Raw genomic sequence first — 625 nt, 5'->3', positions numbered from 1 at the left:
TCGGAGGAGTCTGTAAATTTGTTCGGAGTTCTTTCCTTTGGTCCTAGTGTCGTATAGATCCTTTTTTTCCTTTGTGAACTTTTGAAGGTACAAGATGCACGTGTTGACGGTGGGTACCCCCGACTGGACAAATGCGTGCGTCGGCAAACTGATAATAGCGCGTATTTCAGCTTGGCTATGGATGAAGTTCCGAACTCGTTCGTTTGACTTGCCGCTCATTAGGCCTTGCGGCAAAACAATCAACATTTTTCCTTCTGGGCGGAGGAGCTTTAAGCCTTTCTCAATGAAGAGAACTTCTGTCCTTTCGGACTTCTTTCCCTGGTGCTTCGCCCCGAGTTCGTAAAGCCGCAAAATGTCTGAGTCTTTTTCCTTGCTGCCGAATGGCGGATTCGCAAGGATCAGGGTGGCGCCAGACCCTTGGTTCTTTTCAGAATACTCGAGTGGCTGAAGTGGCTTCCCCGTAACATCTTTAGTGCCAAGCGCATTTCCCCTCGCAACGTTCTTCCCATCGCCCCACATCAACATATTCATCTTTGCCGTCTTCGCGGCGCGAGGCTCAGCATCTATCCCAAAAATTTGTTGGGTGCGGATTTCATCAAGAAGCGCTTCGCGCGTGGTCCCTAAC

Annotated in this window: 1 protein-coding gene; it reads right to left on the bottom strand. The window is 49.8% G+C overall.

Annotated elements, in window-relative coordinates; all coding sequences use genetic code 11:
* On the bottom strand, positions 1-625 hold a 625-nt coding region (locus tag ABTU92_RS30285; protein WP_408095234.1), incomplete at both ends, for a class I SAM-dependent DNA methyltransferase.

The sequence above is a fragment of the Rhodoplanes sp. SY1 genome (assembly GCF_046000175.1).
In the GTDB taxonomy this organism is placed as follows: domain Bacteria; phylum Pseudomonadota; class Alphaproteobacteria; order Rhizobiales; family Xanthobacteraceae; genus Rhodoplanes.
The sequence above is the reverse complement of the archived record's forward strand: the minus strand, read 5'-3'. Positions and strand labels throughout refer to the sequence as shown.